Source organism: Parabacteroides chongii (assembly GCF_029581355.1).
GTDB classification, from domain to species: Bacteria; Bacteroidota; Bacteroidia; order Bacteroidales; family Tannerellaceae; genus Parabacteroides; species Parabacteroides chongii.
On sequence record NZ_CP120849.1, the window covers coordinates 2,044,328 to 2,065,252 of the forward strand.

The following is a 20,925-nucleotide window of genomic DNA, read 5'->3' on the forward strand; positions in this document are numbered from 1 at the left end:
TTAATTTCCGTAAAAGTACAAGATTATTTTTATACGAATGTCATATTTCCTAAAATCATGTATGAAAGGCTACGGCTTATGCAATTCAATGTGACCGGAAAACGTAGTCTCTGATTCCCTCTGTTATGTTCGAAAATAGTAACTAAAAAACCGAAACAAAGGATGATAAGTGTCTGTTTTACTAAATGAAGTATAGTCAATAAGGCGAGATAGTTAACAATTTATTCCTATACAAATACTATTTAAAAACAAATTTTTGATCACTAATGAAAAAGTATTTAGCAGAGATGATCGGGACGATGGTACTTGTCCTGATGGGTTGTGGTAGCGCAGTATTTGCGGGAGCCGCTCAACCTTTTTCAGCGGTTGGAACGCTGGGTGTAGCTTTTGCCTTCGGGCTGTCAGTTCTTGCAATGGTATACACGATCGGTAAGATTTCGGGATGTCATATCAATCCTGCCATCACACTGGGAATGTTGCTTTCTAAAAAGATTTCCGGAAAAGATGCGGGTATGTATATGATTTTCCAGGTGATCGGTGCGATCATCGGATCATCTATCCTTTATATACTGGCAAAAGACTCCGGTTCTACTACCACGCTTACCGGAGCCAACGGGTATCATGATCTCGTTCCGGCTTTTGTTGCCGAAACAGTATTTACATTTATCTTCCTGCTTGTTGTTTTAGGTTCCACATCCAAAGGAGCCAATACCAAGTTTGCCGGTATCGCTATCGGTCTGGCTTTGGTGTTGATCCATATTGTTTGTATCCCTATTACCGGAACATCGGTGAACCCGGCACGTAGTATCGGTCCGGCTTTGTTCCAGGGTGGTGAAGCTCTCTCACAATTATGGTTGTTCATCGTTGCACCTTTCCTGGGAGCCGCAATAGCTGCTTTGGTATGGAAAGGTATAGATACGGAAGAAGCATAATCCTTTGTTACTAAATTTATAACCGAAATCCCCGGGGAAATCACTGTCCTCCGGGGATTTTTTGTTTGACAAATTGATACTACTATGCCATGTAATTCGGATTACTATACCGGGTAAATGAAATTATCCGACCGGGTAATATTTTTTAACGTATCAATAAGTTTGTAGAAGTACGTGTATGAGTACAAATTGTCAGTCTCTTTTTCTACCTTTGTCCGTAGACTAAACTAATATAACATGAACAAGAAACTTATTCTTTCTTTGCTAGCCTTAGCAGGTGTTCCCGCTCTCTTGATGGCTGCGGACGATGCACGCCTGTTGCGCTTTCCGGCTACCAATGGCAGTGAGATCGTTTTCTCGTATGCCGGTGACCTGTATAAAGTTCCGGCTACTGGTGGAGAGGCCCAGCGCCTGACTTCGCATGTAGGGTACGAAATGTTCCCCCGTTTTTCTCCGGACGGCAAAACGATTGCATTCACCGGACAGTATGATGGTAACACAGAAGTGTATACAATCCCTTCTACGGGGGGAGAGCCTTTACGTGTCACTTATACGGCGACCAACAAGCGTGATGATCTCGGTGACCGTATGGGGCCTAACAACATTGTCATGAACTGGACTCCCGACGGAAGCCGTATCGTTTACCGTAATCGTATCAGCGATGGTTTCGACGGGAAATTATATACGGTGGATAAAGAAGGTGGTCTTTCCGAGGTGATTCCTTTGCCGGAAGGTGGTTTCTGCAGTTATTCACCGGATGGAAAACAACTGGCTTACAACCGTGTGATGCGTGAATTTCGTACCTGGAAATATTACAAAGGGGGAATGGCCGATGATATTTGGATTTATAATCCGGAAAAGAAATCGGTGGAAAACATTACGGACAATGTCGCCCAGGATATTATTCCGATGTGGATCGGTGATGAAATATTCTTCCTTTCGGACCGTGATCGTACGATGAATATCTTTGTTTACAATATAAAGACCCGGCAAACCAGTAAAGTGACCGATTTCACGGAATACGATGTGAAGTTCCCGAGTGCAAACGGCCATACGATCGTTTTCGAGAATGGCGGTTATCTTTATAAGATGGATGCGGCAGCCAAGAAGCCGGAAAAGGTGGAGGTAAAGCTGACATCCGATAATATCTATGCCCGTAGCGAGATAAAAGATGGTGCACAGTATCTGACTGAAGCCAGTATCTCTCCTGACGGCGAACGTGTTGTCGTGACAGCCCGTGGTGAAGTATTCAACCTGCCGGTAGAGAAAGGCGTAACAAAGAATATCACCCGCTCTCCGGGGCAGCATGACCGGGAAGCACAATGGTCCCCAGACGGTAAAATGATCGTTTACATCTCTGACGGTACCGGTGAAACGGAACTTTATATGCAGGATGCAACAGGTGGCGAACCTGTTCAGCTGACAAAAGATAACGACACCTATATCCGTTCATTCGAGTGGAGTCCGGATTCAAAAACGGTCGTTTATACAGACCGTAAGAACCGTATCAACCTGCTGGATATAGCTACTAAGCAGGTAACGACCTTGTTGCAGGACCCGATGGCCGAGATCCGGGACGTAACCTATTCTCCTGACAGCAAATGGCTGACCTATTCCCGTCCGGGAACGAATGAGCACAGTATTATCTATGTTTACAACATTGCAGAGAAAAAAGAATATCCGGTAACGGATAAGTGGTATAATTCGGATTCACCTGTTTTCAGTCGTGACGGAAAATATCTCGTATTCTCTTCTGCCCGCGATTTTAATCCTACTTACGGTTCTCTGGAATGGAATCATGTATATAATAATATGGAGGGCGTTTACCTGGTATTGTTATCAAAGGATACTCCTTCTCCTTTCCTGGAAAAAGATGCCGAAGTGGCTATAGCAAAAGAGGATAAAGCGAAAAAAGAAGAACCGAAGAAAGACGGGAAGAAAGAAACTGCTTCCGAAAGTCCGGTTGTGAAGATCGATATGGATGGTATTTCTGATCGTATTATCCAGCTCCCGCTGGCAGGTTCCCGTTACGGAAACTTCTATGCTGATGGTAATAAAGTTTACTATTTCGGCAGGGGCGGTACGAAGGTATACGATCTCGAAAAGCAAAAAGAAGAAAGTGTTGCCGACGGTGCTTCTATGTCCGTAGCTCCCGGCAGTAAAAAAGCATTGTTCTACAAAGGAGGGGAGATCTATGTGACCGATATCCCTTCGGGTAAGGCTGATCTGAGCGAAGCTGTGAATCTTTCGAACATGAAGATTACGACTGATTATCCGAAAGAATGGGCACAGATATTCGATGAGGCATGGCGCGCTTTCCGTGACGGCTTCTATGTGGAAAATATGCATGGAGTGGATTGGAAGGCTATTAAGAAGAAATATGAAGTCCTTTTGCCGTACGTAAAAACACGTTTGGATTTGAATTATGTGATCGGTGAGATGATCGGCGAACTGAACTGCGGTCATGCTTATGTGAATCCGGGTGAATTGGATCTTCCAGACCGTGTGCAGACCGGTCTGCTGGGAGCAGAGATTTCACGTGATAAGAGTGGTTTCTTCCGTCTGGAAAAGATATTGCCGGGTGCTTCCTGGAGCAAAGATTTGCGTTCTCCGCTGACTGAGCCGGGTATCGAAGCCAAAGCCGGTGAGTTTATCGTGGCTATCGATGGCGTTCCGACCAACAGTGTGAAGGATATGTTCTCTTTGTTAGTAGGGAAAGCCGGTGTGCCTACCGAACTTTCATTGAACAGTAAACCCCAGCTGGCTGGTGCGCGTAAGATTGTGATCAGCCCGCTTGCCGAGGAATATTCTTTGTATCACTACAACTGGGTGCAGGATAACATCAAGAAAGTGGATAAGGCGACTAACGGGCGTGTTGGATATATCTATATCCCGGATATGGGCGTGGATGGTCTGAATGAGTTCTCCCGTTATTTCTATCCGCAACTGGATAAAGAAGGTCTGATCATCGACGATCGTGCCAATGGTGGCGGTAACGTCTCTCCGATGATCCTTGAACGTCTTTCCCGCGAACCATATCGTCTGACGATGCGCCGCGGCTCCAACCATATCGGAACTGTTCCCGATGCAGTACAGGTGGGCCCGAAAGTTTGCCTTATCAACAAATATTCTGCCTCGGACGGTGACTTGTTCCCGTGGGGCTTCCGTGCCCTGGGCTTAGGAAAACTGATCGGAACCCGTACCTGGGGTGGTATCGTCGGTATCAGTGGTCCGCTGCCTTACATGGACGGAACCGATATTCGTGTACCGTTCTTCACCAGCTATGATCCGAAGACCGGTCAGTGGATCATCGAAAACCACGGTGTCGACCCGGATATCCTGATCGATAACGATCCGATCAAGGAGTGGAACGGCGAAGACCAGCAACTGAACAAGGCGATCGAAGAGGTTATGAAAGATCTTCAGAATCGCAAACCGTTGGCTCCGGTTCCGGCACCGAGAGATTTCAGTAAATAAAATGAAACTTTTTATATACAAAGAAAAAGGATATCCTGAACCGTTACAGGATATCCTTTTTTATTTATAGCTGTTATGCTTTTGTTATATATTTTGAATACAGAATAAAAGGTTTCTGATGGATGCCATTTTTATTTTATATATTTGTGATCTAGAAAATGAAACATAAAGCATGTTAGATGAAAGATGGTTATTGAAGGAATTAACCGAGGGATCAGAGCTAAGTTTTAATACTCTGTATAACCTTTGGGGTTCCAGGCTTTACCATTTTGCATTCTCTTATTTGAAATCAGACAGTGCTGCCAAAGATGTAGTGCAGGAGACATTTGTTAAAATCTGGACAAACCGGACCGGTATAGATCCGAATGCCTCTTTCAAAGCTTATTTGTTTACAATTTCCTATCATTTATTATTGAAAGAACTTCGACGTCAGTTGAATCATCCGCAAATGGAAAATTATCTGGAAATAAAAAAAGGATTAGCGTCTGCAGAAGATATAGAAACCAAATATGATTTTGATCTTTTCCTGAAAGAATTGGAAAGAGCCAAGCAAAAATTGACACCCCGACAAAAAGAAATATTTATTTTGAGTAAGGAGTATAATCTAACTATTACAGAAATAGCCTCTCAACTATCTATTACAGAGCAAGCTGTTAGAAACCAGCTTTCTGCTGCATTAAAAGTCTTACGCAGCGAATTGTCAAATTATTCCTATTTGTTTATACTTTTTACGATTCATTTCTGAAAAATATGTTTTATAGCATGTGAAAAAGCATGTTATAAATTTAGCCTTTCGGGATATAATGCATAGACAAATGAAACATTAGGTTTATGAGTGTATCCATATATAGAAATTTGAAGGATTGGTTAATGAAATATCAGGCTGAAGAAATAAGTCAGGAAGAATTTCGTGAACTTAGACAAGAGCTCAATAATCATTCGGATGAAGAGATTTTCCCTATTTTACTGGATAGTTGGAATGGTTGGGATAATAATGAACGTTTATCACCGAAAGAAGCCCAAAGTCTATTGTCCCGTATTCGGAAAGAAATAAATGTAACGTCTGTTCCCAAGAAAAGAAGATTTGATTGGCAACAAATTGCGGCAGCTGTAGCACTCTTGATTATGGGATGTTGCTCTGTTTATTTATATCTGGACAATAAGAAAATTACCCAACTTGCCGACCGGATCATGGATGTGAGGGTCGGAAAAGGAGAGCGTGCATCTATCACTTTACCGGATGGAACGGCTGTAAAGCTTAATTCTGAATCTATACTTTCTTATAAACAAGATTTTGGTAAAAAAGACCGGCGTGTATCTCTTTCTGGTGAAGGTTATTTTGAAGTACAAAAAGATTTGCAAAAGCAGTTTGTAGTCAATACTGAATTTATGGATATAAAAGTGACAGGTACTTCATTCAATGTGTATGCCTATTCTGATAAAGACATATTGGAAATAGCATTGGTGAAAGGAAGCGTTACCGTATCTTCTGTCTGTCCCCCTTTTGAGATAATAAATGTTGTTCCGAATGAAAAAGTCATTTATGATAAGAAAACAGGGATAATGAAGAAAATAGCAACTTCAAATGTCCTGGAAACAGCCTGGGTGAGCAAGGAATTGGTATTTAGGTCGGAATCGATGGACACTGTTTTAAAACGAATAGGGAGAAAATATGGCGTGTATTTTGAAATTATGGATTCATCTCTTATTAAAGATACGTATACAGGTGTGTTTGATAAAGAAGAAATAGAAGAAGTAATGAGCATTCTGAAGTTTCATTATGGATTTGATTATAAGATAAAAGAAAATGAAATTCAAATTTTTGCGATAAAAAACTAAAGTATTAACATTAAAAATAAGAAGTATGAAGGAATAGAAAAAAGAAGAAAATATCCGGAAAGCGGGCAGGCTCTCCGGATAAAATTGTCGAATTCAGTTCGCGAAGCTATGCGTTGGCATAGCAGTAAAAAAACTAAAAGTCAACTTTAAATTTTTTATTATGAATGTGATTCAAAACTTAATTAAGTTAAGGTGTAAAAGTACAAAATTTTGTGGAACAAACTTGTTCCTTGTACTAAGTTTTATCTTTTTAACTACCATATCGGTTAATGCACAGACAGGAACTGTTAATCTGGAATTAGAAAATGCGACTTTATCTCGTTTTTTTCAGGAGATAGAAATGCAGTCTACTTATCGTTTTTCTTACAAGGGATCGGATTTGGAGGGAAAAGATCTCGTTACTGTTTCGGTAAAGAACCAATCTTTAAAAAGTGTACTTACTGATATTTTGTCGAAGCGTGATTTACATTATCAGGTATCCGGCAATAAAATATTGATTGCAGTTTCTTCCGGACAATCTGAAAAATCAACAGTAAAGAAAAAGATAAGTGGTGTTGTTGTCGATACAAAAGGAGAGCCCATTATTGGTGCCAATGTCTCCGAAAAAGGGACTACAAATGGGACGATCACGGACTTGGATGGTCGTTTCTCTCTGGAAGTAGGAGAGAACAGTAATTTATTGATATCATATATTGGTTATGACGGGCAAGACTTACCAGTAAAAGGAAAAGAGCTGTTTAATGTGACACTCAAAGATGATTCTCAGGCATTGGATGAAGTGGTAGTTGTAGGATACGGTACACAGAAAAAAGTAAATCTGACAGGTTCGGTTTCTTCTGTGAAATTCGATGAAGAATTGGCCAATCGACCGATTACAGATGCATCGCAAGCACTTTCCGGTAAAGTTTCCGGTATATGGATCAGTCAAAATTCCGGTAAACCGGGAAGTGACGGTGCTCAGTTGAGGATACGTGGCTGGGGTACGTTGAATAATTCGGATCCGTTGATAATCATTGATGGTGTGGAGGGTGCATTCAGCCAGATAAACCCAAGTGATATTGAAAGCATTTCTGTTTTGAAAGATGCGGCAAGTGCCGCTATTTACGGATCGAAAGCCGCAAATGGTGTTGTTTTGGTGACGACGAAGATGGGGAAAAATAATGAAAAGACTCAAGTCGAACTGAATTCATACGCCGGTATTCAGCAAATCGGTCGCCGGTTTAATTTGGTGGATAATAGTGCAGAATTCATGACAATGGCCAATCAGGCATTTGTGAATGGGGGAGAGAATCCTTTATTTCCGGAAAAGTTGATTTCAGATTTTGCAAATGGAACGGATCCTTATAAATATCCGAATACGGACTGGTATGATTACCTGTTCCGGAATGCTTTAATAACAGGCCATAATTTATCTATCCGTGGAGGATCAGAAAAGTTGTCATCTTTCTTATCTCTGAATTATCTGAAACAAGATGGTATAATCGTCAATTCAGATGCAGAACGATTTGGTATACGGGCCAATTTGGAATATACTGTTAATACCTGGTTTAAAATAGGAAGCCGTTTGAGTTATACACGTAAAAATTCTTCTGAACCTTATGATTTAGGTAGGACATTCGATATGCAGGCTGGGGCTTCCCCGTTCATAGCTCCGTATACGAGAGACGGACGATTTGGGTCGGTAGAAGCGATTGCAGAAGACGGAACACTTCTGTATGATAACCGGAATGCGTTGATCGATGCCTCGAATGGTGCTAAGAAAACGTTTCAGGATTATATGTCTTTGAATGCTTTCGCGACAGTCGATTTTACAAAAGACCTGAATTTGCAGGTGACATGGTCTTCTACGGGAAATTGGAAACTGACTGACCGGTATAATGAGACAATTTACGGTTATACGGACTCCGGAATGGAAACTGTGACACGTAATTACAATCGGGAAGGACTGGAAATGAGTAGGGAACAAATCTCAACTATGCGTAATAATTTCCATGCAACATTGAATTATAGCAAAAAAATAGCAGCCAAACATTATGTAGCAGGTATATTAGGTATGCAATTGGAGAACTACAATGTAAAGAATGTATTTGCTCGTAGATCTGATCCGGCCAAAGAAGGACTTACCCAGGTTGATGCCGGAACGAATGGTATTCAGGGCGAGGGTAATATGGAAGGTCTGAGAATGGCTTCTTATTTTGGTCGTTTTAATTACGCTTTTGCCGATAAATATTTGTTTGAAATGAATCTGCGGGCGGATGCCTCTTCACGTTTCAAACGAGGAAACCGTTGGGGTGTTTTCCCCGGTTTTTCTGCCGGTTGGCGTTTAAGCGAAGAAAGTTTCATAAAGAATCTGGATATTTTCTCTAATATGAAATTACGTGCTTCCTGGGGTCAATTAGGTAATCAGACGATTGAAGGATATTGGCCTTATTTGACTGTGATCAACCAGAGTTATGATTTAAGTTATAATTATGGAGGATCTTTGGCGCCTGGAGCTGCTGTGACAGCTTTGGTCGACGAAGACATTACCTGGGAAACAACCTCTTCTTTAGATATAGGTCTGGATCTGGGCTTTTTCAATAATAAATTGAATGTAGAAGCAGATTATTTTAGTAAGAAAACCACCGATATTATTGTTCAGCTACCTATTTCAAATATTTTAGGGGATAAAACAGCTCCGTTTGAAAATGTTGGAGAAATGAAAAATACCGGCTTTGAATTAGTCGTCAATTACGATAACCAAGAAACAGACAAGAACCGTTTGGGATTTAACGTCGGATTGAATTTTACCTATATCAATAATAAGGTAACTAAATTTCAGGGAGGTAAATCTCCGGACCAGCTGTATTTAATCCGTGAAGGATTTCCGTATAAGGCATTGTACGGATATAAGGCAGTCGGAATTTATCAGTCGGACGAAGAAGCGGAAAAGCATATGCATAGTAATGCCTATAAACCGGAGATGGGAAATTTGAAATATGAGGATGTGAATAGTGACGGAAAACTGGATTTCCAGGATAAACAGGTGCTGGGTAATACGATACCTAAAATAACGTATGGTATTACAGCCGGATTACGTTATAAAGGCTTTGACCTAAATCTTTTGTTTCAGGGCTTAGGACAGGCAAATGCCTTTACCAAAAACTCATTCACACAAATGGAGCTGATGTATCTGACGATCGTTGATTCATGGAAAGATGCCTGGACTCCGGAGAATACAAATTCTAAGATACCGATGTTGCGTTTCGATTCGGCATGGGATGGATATGAGTCTTCATTTTGGATGCACAGAATCGATTTTTTAAAGTTGAAGAACCTACAGCTGGGTTATACATTCCCCGAAAGTATCAGTTCCAAACTAGGCATGAAACGACTTTATTTATACGCGAATGCTTCGAATGTATTTACAATCATGTGGAAAAAGGGATATGAAGGATATGATCCTGAAAGAAGCACGTTCGATGCAGGGGGATCTTATTATCCATCTCCCAGAATATTTACATTTGGTTTAAATCTTAATTTTTAAATTATGAAAAATCTATTTGCATATTGCTTATTGGCTGTAATAAGCTTCTCCTTTCAGAGTTGTATGGAGAATTATTTGGATTTATATCCTGAAGATAAAATAACGTCGGCAACTTTTCCTCAAAGTGAAAAAGATATTCAGTTATTGTTGAATGGGGTTTATGCCCAACTGCGTGAAACAACCGTTTATGATCAGGGGTTATTTGGCTTCGGAGTGACGGATGGAGCAACACCGAATGCCTATTGTTGGGGGACAGTAGAGATTTTTAATCATTTAGGTAGTGGAACTCTAAGTTCGAGTGACCAGGGTATTGTGACTTATCGGTGGAAAAGATGCTACGAAATAATTTCAAGGGCAAACTATTTATTGTCTAATTTGGATTTAGTAGATTTACCGGAAAAATCCAGATCTGCTTATTGGGGAGAAGCCCATTTTTTACGTGGATTGGCTTATTCTGTCTTGGCAGAAAGTTATGGAGGGGTTCCTATTGTATTGACAAGTATTTCAACAGAAGAAGCCCGTAATCTAGAACGAGCGAGTGTGGAAGAAACTTGGCAACAGGCAGTAAACGATTACGAAGTAGCGATTGCCAATTTGGAAGTGAATGCTTCCGCTCCGGGGAAGGCTACCAAAGGAGCTGCTTTAGGCATGATGATGAGAGCTTATTTGTATCAGGGAAAATATAAAGAGGTTTTGACTTGTATTGAACAAATAGATAAACTTAATAAATATGGGCTTTTCCATAGTTATGAAGGATTATTTGATCCGGCGAATGAAAATAACAAAGAAGTATTGTTCGATATTCAATATATTGAAGGAGAAAATTCGCAAGGTTCTTATATCGATCAATATTGTGGAACCGGTACCGGAAGCTGGACTAGAGGAAGTCGTTATGTACCAACGGATGACTTAGTGGCTGCCTATGAGACAATCGACGGTTCTCCTGTCGACCCGGAAAATCCGTATGAAAACCGGGATCCTCGTTTGGCATTTACAGTCGTATTGCCGGGGTCTTATATTTTAGGATATCGTTTCCCTAATTATTTATATCCGGGAGGAGCCTTTAATCATCCTTCTAATCGATTGAAACATTTGAGTACCCGTAAATATAGAATTCAAAAAGAAGAGGACTTGCCTCCTGCCGGACAATCCTATATTAACGATATTATTTTGAGATATGCGGACGTTTTGCTGTCAAAAGCAGAAGCTATTATTGAGACTGATGGGAATGTTGTAGAAGCTATCGCTTTGTTAAACAGGATTCGTACCGAGCGGGACGATGTGAAGATTTCCTTATTACCGACATCTATGAGCCGGGAAGAGGCTCGTCAGCAAATAAGACATGAGAGACGCATCGAACTTGCACTGGAAGGTCGTTATTGGTCGGATGTAAGACGTTGGAAAATTGGTAAAAATCTCTATCCTCAAGTAATAAAAGATCATACGGGAAGTGTGATCGAGGTTAAATTTCCGAATGGTTATTTGGATTATTATGATTTATTGCCGATTCCTGACAGCGAACGTTCTTTGAATACTAATTTGGTACAAAATCCGGGTTGGTAATAGTTATATGTCGAGAAACGAATAGAAAGGATAAATTAAATATGAATATGAATCAGTTGAAATTGGCATTTGTTTTTGCCGGAGGATTGATTGCTTCTGAAGGATGGGCAGAGGTAAAGCCGAATATTATTCTTATCAATTGTGATGATATGGGCTACGGCGACCTGTCTTGTTTTGGAAATCCAACGATTAAGACACCGAACCTGGATCGGATGGCTTTGGAAGGTCAAAAATGGAGTAGTTTTTATGTCTCTGCTTCCGTCTCTTCTCCTAGTCGTGCGGGACTATTGACCGGACGTTTAGGGGTACGAACTGGCATGTACGGGAATAAAAATAGAGTTTTATTTCCTAATTCTCCGGGTGGATTACCGGCAGAAGAATTCACAATTGCTGAGCTATTGAAACAGGGTGGTTACCATACTGCTTGTATCGGGAAATGGCATTTAGGACATTTACCGGAATATATGCCGTTGCGTCATGGTTTTGATTATTTTTACGGATATCCGTATTCGAACGATATGAGCCGTAAGGAACAGATCAAACTGGGTAATAAGAGCTATCCGTATGAATATATACTTTATGAACAGGAAAAAGAAATAGAGAGAGAACCTGATCAGTATGATTTGACAAAACAGGTGACAAATGCAGCTATTCGTTATATAAAATCAAATGGGGATTCTCCTTTTTTTCTGTATCTGGCACATCCGATGCCCCATGTTCCTGTATATGCATCTGCTGATTTCCAAGGGAAATCAGCAAGAGGAAGATACGGAGATACGATTGAAGAATTGGATTGGAGTACAGGGCAGATATTGGAAACACTTAAACAGGAGGGACTGGATAAAAATACGCTGGTGATTTTTACCTCGGATAATGGTCCGTGGCTTTCGTATAAACAACAAGGTGGTTCTCCCGGACCATTGAAAGATGGAAAGGCTTCCATGTTTGAGGGAGGTTTTCGTGTCCCTTGTATCATGTGGGGATCTATGGTTAAGTCCGGGCACATAACGGATATGGCGAGTACGTTGGATTTGTTGCCGACATTTTGTGAAATGGCTGGGATCTCTCTGCCTTCCGATAGGGTTTATGATGGAGTGAGTTTGTTAAATGTGCTGAATAATAAGTCTTCTTGCAAACGTGATGTTTTTTATTTTTATCGAGGTAATGATTTATATGCGGTACGGAAAGGAAAATACAAGGCTCATTTTTCATATAAGTCAGCCTATGGACCCGATGAAAAAATAGTTTATGAGAAACCTGTTTTATATGATTTAGGAGTGGATCCGGAAGAATTATATGATATAGCGGATCAGCATCCGGATATCGTGGTTGCACTGACGGCATTGGCGCAAGATCATAAAGCCTCATTTACTGTTTCGGAAAGTATTTTCGATAAGGAACCGGGTGGTTTCTAAGGAACCGGTAGATCTTTTTGATTCGTTTGAAGTGTACCTCGAAAACCGGATATGGGAAGAGGTCACTTCAAACTGAAAAATAATGTGCTACAGAGATAAGTATTTCCTATCTTTGCAAGATATTCTTGGAAGATAAATATGGAACGCTTCGCCGCAATTGATTTTGAAACTGCCAATGGAAAACGCTGCAGTGTATGCAGTGTCGGGGTGGCTATTGTCGAGGATAATAAAATCATCGATCAGGTATACAGCCTGATCCGCCCTTATCCGAATTACTATACACAGTGGACTACTGCCGTACATGGACTTACGCCAGCCGATACGAATGATGCCCCCGACTTTGAAGAAGTATGGGCAAAGATCGCACCTAAAATAGTCGATTTACCCCTGGTAGCCCATAACAGTCCTTTCGATGAAGGATGCCTGAAAGCCGTACACCAAACATACGAACTGGCTTATCCGAAATATCAGTTCTACTGCACCTGCCGTTTGTCGCGTAAGATGTATCCGTTCCTGGTGAATCATCAGTTGCACACGGTGGCAGCTTATTGTGGGTATGACCTTAGAAACCACCACCATGCAATGGCGGACGCGTATGCCTGTGCCCATATTGCAGTTACTATGATGCGCGAGAAAGGGGTAGAAACCTTGCAGGAATTATTATAACCGGCAGCCTTATTCGGTGACTTCTTCTACGGTTACAGTCTGCTGCTTCCCGGCAATCTTATCGACCACAACTGCAATTGCGCCGTCGCCTGTTACGTTGCAGGCCGTACCGAAGCTATCCATTGCGATATAGAGGGCAATCATTAAAGCCTGTAAAGTCTCGTTGAATCCCAGCATGCTCTGCAATAATCCGAGCGCAGCCATAATAGCTCCCCCCGGGACTCCCGGAGCGGCAACCATCGTAATGCCCAACATCATAATGAATCCGGCTAAACCGGCAAACGTTACCGGCTCTCCGGCCATATACATGATAGCCATTGCACAGGCCGTAATCTTCATCGTACTACCGGAAAGGTGAATGGTTGCGCATAATGGAATAACAAAAATAGCGATTGTCTCCCTGACGCCGTTCTTGACAGTCTGAGCCAGTGTCACCGGAATAGTGGCAGCCGACGATTGTGTTCCTAATGCAGTAGCATAAGCCGGCAGCATGTTTCTTAATAACCGGAATGGATTTTTACCGCCGATACTTCCGGCAATCGTGAACTGGATAATCAAAAGTAACACATGCAGTACGAATATCACGATGATCACTTTCAGGAACATGGCTATAATACTCATCACCTGTCCGCTGACCGTCATATTCAGAAAGATACCGAAGATATGCAAAGGGAGTAGCGGAATAATAATGGCCTCGATAAGTTTGGTTATAATCTTCTGAAAATCGTTGAATGCTTCCCGTAATGCGTTCCCGTCGATATAAGATAGTCCTAGCCCGATTGTAAACGATAATAGCAGGGCGGTCATGACATCCATCAATGGCGGCATACCCACGGTGAAATAAGGGAGCAGCATGAAATCTTCCGGATTATCCATGGCTGTGAGTTCCGCATTGGCCGGTAATATATGCGGGAAGATCGCCGAAGTACTGAAAAACGTGAAGAATCCTGAAAAGATCGTCGATCCATAAGCGATCAGAGCCGTGATAGCCAATAGTTTGCCGGCTCCTTTTCCCAGGTCTCCGATGGCAGGTGTCACCAGTCCCAGAATGATAAGCGGGATGGAGAACGAAAGGAAGTTTCCGAACAACGAGTTGAAGGTTACAAAGATACGTGCGATACCATTCGGCAGAAACTGGCCGAACAACACACCGGCGGCAATGGCAATGACTACTTTAGTCAGTAGCGATACTTTCAGCTTTTTCATTTATCCGTTTGATTTTGTACCCGATGGCGGCAACCGTGATGCTCATCAACGGGCTGATTAGATTAAAGAAACAATAAGGTAAATATGTAAGAGTGGCTACACCCAGGATGGTTGCCTGCGTCATACCGCATGTATTCCAGGGTATAAGTACCGAAGTGACGGTCACTGAATCTTCTGTCGTCCGGCTTAATAAACGGCTCTCATATCCTTTTTTCTGGTAGATATCCTTGAACATGTTACCGGTCAGGATGATGGAGATATATTGGTCGGCCGTGCAGATATTTAGAAACAGTCCGGATGCAACGGTTGAAGCAACCAGTCCGACTGTCCGTTTCATAAAGCGGATAAATACGGAAGTGATGCTTCCCAGCATTCCGCTGGCAGTCATAGCCCCGCCGAAACACATGGCACAGATGATCAGCCAGATTGTGTTCATCATGCCGCTCATACCACGGGTAGAAACCAATTCGTTCAAATCCGGATTACCTGTCTGAACCTGTGTGCTGCCATAGAATGTCATGATCAGTCCTTTGAACTGTGATTGCATGCTCTCTACCGACAGACCGGATATTTCCTGTAACAGATGAGGCTGGAAGATCAGGGCGAATACCCCGGCTAAAGCAGTGGAAATAAACAGGGTGATGATAGACGGCACACGTTTGGCTATCAGTATTCCCGTAATGATCGGGACAATCAACAGCCATAAAGAAATATTGAATGTTTCTTTTAAAGATGCGGAATACATGGCAATCTGGTCGGAAGCGGTTGCCTGATGTGTCAGTCCGGCTACGGTAAAGATTGCCAGTGTGATCAATATGGACGGGACTGTGGTGATCATCATATACTTGATATGCTTGAACAGCGGAGTGTCCGTGACAGAAGAGGCAAGAATGGTTGTATCGGAAAGGGGAGATATTTTATCTCCGAAATAAGCTCCGGATACAATGGCTCCGGCGATCCAGCCGTCATCAAACCCTTGTGCCTGTCCGATACCTAAGAGAGCGATACCGATCGTTGCTATCGTGGTCCAGGAACTTCCGGTCATGACGGAAACGATTGCACAGATAACACAGGTGGATGTCAGGAAGAAACTGGGATGAATGATCTGCATCCCGTAATAGATCAGCGTCGGAACGACTCCGCTTATCATCCAGCTGCCGGAAAGGGCCCCGATGATCAACAAAATGATCAAAGCCGTAGCCACACCGGAAATATTATTGATCATCGCCAGCTCGATCGCTTTCCAGCGAACTTTGCTGTATCCCATGGCGATCAGGCAACAAACGGCTGTCGCCGTAAGCAATACCACCTGGCTTCCCCCGCTCAGAGCGTCGCTGCCGAACGTCCGGATGGTGACAAACAAAAGGGTTACCAATACAAGTATAGGAACCAGTGATAGTAATGGTGAAGGTATTTTTATGGGATTATGATCCATTTCTGATTATATATATGCTTATGAGTTATTTGGCTGCAAAAGTACGGAAAACATGATTAAGAACTTAATGCTTAATTGATATTTCTTATTTTTTTGCATACTTGTTCTACCCTATATCCTCAAAAATCTCTGAAATCTCGTTTAAAACGAACCTTAAACTCGTTTAAAAGGAAAATAATCTCGTTTTAAACGAAGTTACAGTCCGTTTAAAACGAGATTTTGCCCGTTTAAAACGAAATTTTAAAAAAATAGTCCCTCATCGTATACCCTTCCTCTTCTTTTTCGCGCCTTTATTAAATGAGTGGCGATACTCGGATACTTTAATTGGGATAAATGGATCAAATAGATAAGTATATACAATCGTTTCTGAATGGCTCTCTAGATGCTGAAGGTCATGCTGTTTTGCGACAGTGGATCAAAGAAAAGCCGGAGAACAGAGACTATTTCCAAACCACAGTCGCTGTATGGAAAGCGACTGGTGTGATGTCGAATGCGGAAGGATTCGATGTGGCTGGTGCTATCAGTCGATTTAATAAAAAAACAAAACCGGTAAATCGAATCGATTTCTATCGTCGTGCATTGAGGCTTTCGGCAGCAGCAATCATTCTTTTAGTATGCGGAATTTCTTCCTTATTCTTTTTATGGCAGTCGGAAAGAACGGCTTCTGAGGTGGTGGAAGAATATAAGGAATATGTGGTTGAGGTTCCGGACGGAGCAAAATCAAAAATTACATTTCCGGATGGTTCTGTTGTCTGGCTGAATGCCGGGAGTAAGGTGAAGTATGATTCGAACTTTGCTAAGGCATCGAGAAATGTGGAGCTGACAGGGGAAGGTTATTTTGAAGTAAGCAAGAATAAGGAATTACCATTTGTGGTGAATACTGAGAAATTATCGGTGAAAGTTCTCGGTACTAAATTCAATCTAAAATCCTATGAAGAAGACTCAGAGGTGAAAGTAACCCTCAAAGAGGGCGCGGTGAAGGTCGGAGATTTTCTGACCGATGCCGCCCCGGTCGAGTTGAAACCCAATCAGCGATTTACTTTCAGGAAAGCTGACCTGAGCATGCTGGTGGATTCGGTGGATGCCAGCCATATAGATAACTGGCGCAACGGGGCAATGACTTTTGACAAGGTCCCGCTGGAAGAAATAGCCAAAGAATTGAGACGCCTCTATAACATACCGATCCGGATAGAAAGCGATAGGCTGAAGCAAATAGTCTACTATTCGGATTTCCAGGAAAATGTATCAGTAGAGAAGGTTCTGGAGATATTGTCATCCGGTAATAAATTCCGGTATGAGGTGAAACCTAATATAATTCGAATTTTCAATTAACATAAGTCTAACTATAAAGTAAATGTGAATGAGGAAGAAGTTGTAATAACCGTAGGGTGAAAAAATCATGAGCCCAAATTTTTCTAGTAATTAAAAAGTTAAATCTTAAACAAGTGAAGTATGAAAAAAACATTTAGAAAATCTGTTCAGGACTTATTGGCTACAAGAGCAGGGCGCCTGGCTAACCTGGCCGGTGTATTTCTTGTTGCCGGAACGCTTACTCTTAGTGCGAGTACGTATGCAACTGAACATATGCTTTCCTTAAATCTTAAAAATGCCACGATCCGTGAGGCTATTGAATCCATCAAAAGCCAAAGTGAATTTTCATTCAGTCTGGATGTAAAAGACTTGAATCTGGATGAAAAAGTGTCTGTCTCCCTGAACAACAAATCTATTAATGAAGTATTGGCTGTGTTGTTTAACGGACGGAATGTACGTTATGAAATCAACGATCGTCATGTGGTGATTACTCGTGCCGGGCAGGTAGGACCGAGTGCTGTAATGCAACAGGCAAAGCAGATCACAGGCCGTGTCCTGGATGCTAATAATGAACCTGTCATTGGAGCCAATGTTGTAGTAGACGGAACGACAATTGGTACGGTAACGGATGTAGAAGGTAACTTTGCTCTGGATGTGCCTGACGGAGCGATATTGAAAATCTCTTATATAGGTTATATCGAACAGAGTATCCCTGTTGGAAATAAATCGGTTATTTCTATTATCCTGAAAGAAGATTCACAGGCATTGGACGAAGTGGTGGTCGTTGGTTTCGGTACGCAGAAAAAATTGAATTTGACAGGTGCGGTAACGGCTGTGTCTGGCGAAGATATGACGAAACGTCCGGTTACCAATGCGGCAACAATGTTGCAGGGACAGGTTCCGGGTTTGCGTGTAAACTCAAAAACTGGTACTCCGGGGGATGAATCAACAACTTTCCGTGTGCGTGGTCAGGGTACTTTCTCTGATGCAGGTTCCGACCCGTTGGTATTGGTAAATGGTGTTCCGGGTAGTATTACTAATTTGGACCCGAGTATGATTGAAAGCGTTTCCGTATTGAAGGATGCTGCTTCTGCTGCTATCTACGGTGCTCGTGCTGCGAATGGTGTTATCCTTGTAACAACGAAGCAGGGTGCAGAAGGTGATGGTAAAGCGCATATTGCTTACCATGGAAATGTGGCAATTTATAATCCGACCCGTATGTACGATCTGATAACAAATTCTGCCGAATATATGGAATTGTTTAACCTGGCAAGTAAAAACTCAGGATTAGGAAATTCATATACACAAGAACAGATTGACGCTTACCGGAATGGTGGAGGTAGTGAACAATATCCGAATTTTGATTGGTTAGACTATATGTTTAGTCCTGCTGTTGCTCAAAATCATAATTTATCGATTGCTGGTAATGCAGGAAAAACAACTTATAATGTTGCTTTGAACTTTGTAGATCAGCCGGGTACTTTAAAAGGGTTTGACTATCAGAAATATAATGCAACAGTTGACTTGACCTCTCAGATTACTGACTTTATCAAGATTGGTACATATACCAATTTGATGTATGATGATCGTACTCAACCTCGTCAGGGACAGGATGATGTATTGTTGTCTACTATGTCTCAAGCTCCAACTTATATGCCGTGGTTGCCGGATGATGGCTCTGGTGTGACTCGTTGGACAGATTACGCTTATCCTGCGGAAGTCGGTAACCATAATAAAAATATGCCGGCTATTATTGGTACCAATACGAGTAAGAACTTCCAGAACTTTGATGTGAATGCACAATTATGGTTGGATATCAATCTGGCAAAAGGTTTGAGCTGGTACACAAAAGGAGCGGTTCGCCTACAGTCGAATAAATCGAAAGAATGGGGTGGATCTGATGTTCCTGTCTATAATTACCATACAGGTGAACAAACTGGTTTTTTGGATAGAGGTGCTAATGGTTTGACAGTAGAAGATCAGCGCCGTTTCTATACGAATTTTTATACTTATTTGAAGTATGATTTCACAACACCTAATCAGTTCCATAACTTTAATCTCATGGTAGGTTATAGCCAGGAGACAGAAAAGTATGAAACATTAAAAGCATTTAGAAAAGAATATGCTTTCGACCTGCCGGTAATTGACGCTGGTTCTAATGCAAACTGGTCTAATGAGGGCAAATTAGAAGAATGGGCTATCCAATCTGTATTTGCTCGTTTGAACTATAACTTTAAAGAACGTTATCTGTTTGAAGCCAATATGCGTTACGATGGAACCTCTCGTATCTCTTCTGAAAATCGTTGGGGTATTTTCCCGTCATTCTCTGCCGGTTGGCGTATTACGGAAGAAGACTTCATGAAAGACTTGAATCTGAGCTGGTTGAATAATGCCAAAATCCGTGGATCATGGGGACAGTTGGGTAACCAGAACATCGGTTTGTATCCGTATCAGGCGATGATTAATGGTGTAAGAGATTATCCATTTGATAAAACAGCTGATGTGATTGGTTATCAACAAACAGCGTATGCAAACCGTGATATCAAATGGGAAACGACAACCATTACTGACATCGGTTTCGATTTGCAGGTATTTAACGGCTTGAGTGTAACATTTGATTGGTATAAGAAGGTAACCTCCGACATTTTGCGTAAATCTCAAGTATCTGCTTTGCTAGGTATGACTGCTCCGACAGTAAATGATGGTGAAGTGGAAAATAAAGGTATTGAAATCGCTTTCAATTACAACAATATGATTACGGATGGTGTCTTCAAAGGCTTGCAGTATAATGCCGGTATTTATTTCGACCGTTCAAGAAACAAACTGACTAAGTTTGGTGCGGAAGAAATCGACGGATATAAGTTGAGAAGAGAAGGTCTTCCGTATAATGAATATTATATGTTGGAATGTATTGGTGTGTTTGCTACTGATGACGAGGTCGCAAATTCTCCGAAACAGTTCAATGATAATACACAGGCGGGTGACTTGAAATATAAAGACCAGAATGGTGACAATGTAATTGATAATAAAGACCGTGTACCTATTTCCGGACGTTTCCCCGGATTTGAATATTCTGTGAATTTGGGTGCAAGCTGGAAAGGCTTTGATTTGTCTTTGCAGGGACAAGGTGTTTCTGGCAAGAAATGGTATACAAATGACTGGGGCATATATCCGTTCCGTCAGGGTTCTGCTCCGACACGTGAATACGTAGAAGGTATGTGGACTGAAGAAAATCCGTATAATGCAGAACATCCGCGTCTGTATTTTAATGACTTGGGTGGTACTAAGAACAACCGACCGAATACTTATATGTTGCAGAATGCTTCTTATTTCCGTCTGAAGAATTTGACTTTCGGTTATACGTTACCGAAATCTATTACGGATAAGGTAAAAATGTCAAGAGTCAGAGTTTATTTTTCAGGTGATAACCTGTTGACATTTACAAAATTCTATGGCCTGGATCCAGAACGTGATGTAGACGGACGTGCAGCTCAGTATCCGCAGAACAGAATCTGTTCATTTGGTTTGAATGTTGAATTTTAAAAGTAGAATGCA

General features: G+C 41.7%; 12 protein-coding genes. 10 read left to right on the forward strand and 2 right to left on the reverse strand.

Features of this window, described 5'->3' with window-relative positions; genetic code table 11:
• Window positions 1-266: 266 nt before the first annotated feature.
• The 8 genes from P3L47_RS07695 to P3L47_RS07730 all read left to right on the forward strand — a co-directional run bounded on the left by P3L47_RS07695 (window position 267) and on the right by P3L47_RS07730 (window position 13,418).
• Window positions 267-932: an MIP family channel protein gene (locus tag P3L47_RS07695; protein WP_277783221.1), complete on the forward strand. Its 666-nt coding sequence runs from the start codon at window positions 267-269 to the stop codon at window positions 930-932.
• 237 nt (window positions 933-1,169) lie between these two features.
• Window positions 1,170-4,409, forward strand: coding sequence for a S41 family peptidase (locus P3L47_RS07700; RefSeq protein ID WP_277783222.1), 3,240 nt, complete (start codon window positions 1,170-1,172; stop codon window positions 4,407-4,409).
• Window positions 4,410-4,581: 172 nt separating this feature from the next.
• Window positions 4,582-5,154 (forward strand): RNA polymerase sigma factor, encoded by a 573-nt coding sequence (locus P3L47_RS07705; RefSeq protein WP_277783223.1) that lies wholly within the window; start codon window positions 4,582-4,584, stop codon window positions 5,152-5,154.
• 86 nt (window positions 5,155-5,240) lie between these two features.
• On the forward strand, window positions 5,241-6,248 hold the full coding sequence (locus tag P3L47_RS07710) for a FecR family protein (RefSeq protein WP_277783224.1): 1,008 nt from the start codon (window positions 5,241-5,243) through the stop codon (window positions 6,246-6,248).
• A gap of 340 nt (window positions 6,249-6,588) precedes the next feature.
• Entirely contained in the window at window positions 6,589-9,774 is a 3,186-nt protein-coding gene (locus P3L47_RS07715; protein ID WP_427910546.1) for a TonB-dependent receptor, read from the forward strand.
• 3 nt (window positions 9,775-9,777) lie between these two features.
• Window positions 9,778-11,337 carry a RagB/SusD family nutrient uptake outer membrane protein gene (locus P3L47_RS07720; RefSeq protein WP_277783226.1) on the forward strand — a complete coding sequence of 520 codons (1,560 nt, stop codon included), beginning with the start codon at window positions 9,778-9,780 and terminating at the stop codon, window positions 11,335-11,337.
• A 47-nt stretch (window positions 11,338-11,384) separates the two neighbouring features.
• Window positions 11,385-12,752 carry a sulfatase family protein gene (locus P3L47_RS07725; protein WP_277783227.1) on the forward strand — a complete coding sequence of 456 codons (1,368 nt, stop codon included), beginning with the start codon at window positions 11,385-11,387 and terminating at the stop codon, window positions 12,750-12,752.
• A 138-nt stretch (window positions 12,753-12,890) separates the two neighbouring features.
• Window positions 12,891-13,418 carry a 3'-5' exonuclease gene (locus P3L47_RS07730; protein ID WP_075555646.1) on the forward strand — a complete coding sequence of 176 codons (528 nt, stop codon included), beginning with the start codon at window positions 12,891-12,893 and terminating at the stop codon, window positions 13,416-13,418.
• A 9-nt stretch (window positions 13,419-13,427) separates the two neighbouring features.
• Here the strand turns inward: P3L47_RS07730 and P3L47_RS07735 are convergent, their stop codons facing one another.
• Entirely contained in the window at window positions 13,428-14,624 is a 1,197-nt protein-coding gene (locus P3L47_RS07735) for a dicarboxylate/amino acid:cation symporter (protein ID WP_277783228.1), read from the reverse strand.
• Entirely contained in the window at window positions 14,593-16,059 is a 1,467-nt protein-coding gene (locus P3L47_RS07740) for a Na+/H+ antiporter NhaC family protein (protein WP_277783229.1), read from the reverse strand. Before P3L47_RS07740 ends, P3L47_RS07735 begins: the two co-directional genes overlap by 32 nt.
• A 333-nt stretch (window positions 16,060-16,392) precedes the next feature.
• Here P3L47_RS07740 and P3L47_RS07745 point away from each other — a divergent pair, with 333 nt between their 5' ends.
• Window positions 16,393-17,391: a FecR family protein gene (locus P3L47_RS07745; protein WP_277783230.1), complete on the forward strand. Its 999-nt coding sequence runs from the start codon at window positions 16,393-16,395 to the stop codon at window positions 17,389-17,391.
• Between the two features lie 120 nt (window positions 17,392-17,511).
• A complete protein-coding gene (locus tag P3L47_RS07750) occupies window positions 17,512-20,913 on the forward strand; it encodes a TonB-dependent receptor (RefSeq protein WP_277783231.1) in 3,402 nt (1,133 codons plus the stop codon).
• Window positions 20,914-20,925 lie beyond the last annotated feature (12 nt).

Coding starts and splice junctions, on each gene's coding strand:
- P3L47_RS07695 (WP_277783221.1), top strand. CDS start 267: ATGAAAAAGTATTTAGCAGAGATGATCGGGACGATGGTACTTGTCCTG.
- P3L47_RS07700 (WP_277783222.1), top strand. CDS start 1,170: ATGAACAAGAAACTTATTCTTTCTTTGCTAGCCTTAGCAGGTGTTCCC.
- P3L47_RS07705 (WP_277783223.1), top strand. CDS start 4,582: ATGTTAGATGAAAGATGGTTATTGAAGGAATTAACCGAGGGATCAGAG.
- P3L47_RS07710 (WP_277783224.1), top strand. CDS start 5,241: ATGAGTGTATCCATATATAGAAATTTGAAGGATTGGTTAATGAAATAT.
- P3L47_RS07715 (WP_427910546.1), top strand. CDS start 6,589: ATGCAGTCTACTTATCGTTTTTCTTACAAGGGATCGGATTTGGAGGGA.
- P3L47_RS07720 (WP_277783226.1), top strand. CDS start 9,778: ATGAAAAATCTATTTGCATATTGCTTATTGGCTGTAATAAGCTTCTCC.
- P3L47_RS07725 (WP_277783227.1), top strand. CDS start 11,385: ATGAATCAGTTGAAATTGGCATTTGTTTTTGCCGGAGGATTGATTGCT.
- P3L47_RS07730 (WP_075555646.1), top strand. CDS start 12,891: ATGGAACGCTTCGCCGCAATTGATTTTGAAACTGCCAATGGAAAACGC.
- P3L47_RS07735 (WP_277783228.1), bottom strand. CDS start 14,624: ATGAAAAAGCTGAAAGTATCGCTACTGACTAAAGTAGTCATTGCCATT.
- P3L47_RS07740 (WP_277783229.1), bottom strand. CDS start 16,059: ATGGATCATAATCCCATAAAAATACCTTCACCATTACTATCACTGGTT.
- P3L47_RS07745 (WP_277783230.1), top strand. CDS start 16,393: ATGGATCAAATAGATAAGTATATACAATCGTTTCTGAATGGCTCTCTA.
- P3L47_RS07750 (WP_277783231.1), top strand. CDS start 17,512: ATGAAAAAAACATTTAGAAAATCTGTTCAGGACTTATTGGCTACAAGA.